The organism is Pseudonocardia sp. SID8383 (genome assembly GCF_009864975.1).
Classification (GTDB): domain Bacteria; phylum Actinomycetota; class Actinomycetes; order Mycobacteriales; family Pseudonocardiaceae; genus Pseudonocardia; species Pseudonocardia alni.
The window spans coordinates 1-314 of the sequence record NZ_WWFY01000026.1; the positions used below are offsets into that span (position 1 = coordinate 1).

Here is a 314-nt window from a genome sequence, read left to right on the forward strand (position 1 = left end):
GCGAAGTCGCGGCGGGCGGTCGGTGCGACGTGCGACCCCTGGCGGCGCATCGCGTCCGTCGTGCGGGACCCGGCCGGTACGGGAAGGCTGCTTCGTCCGGAGCTGACGTGGCCCACGACGGCGGCGCCGTCGCGGACCACGGAGGTGACGACGTCGTCGCGGCGGCCCGACGGGAGCTCGGCCGTGGACCCGGCGGGTGGCGGGTCCGCGAGAGCGGCGTCGGCGAGCGCCCGGTCGAGCAGGTGGTCCCGGTCCTCGCGGGGCAGGGCCCGGAACCCGGGGCTGCACAGGGTCGCCCGGCCGTCGGTCGCGAC

The 314-nt window shown here is 79.0% G+C and carries 1 protein-coding gene; it reads right to left on the reverse strand.

Annotation, left to right across the window (positions count from 1 at the left end):
* Positions 1–314: hypothetical protein (locus GTW08_RS00690; protein WP_161151249.1), on the reverse strand; the 314-nt coding region annotated here is incomplete at both ends.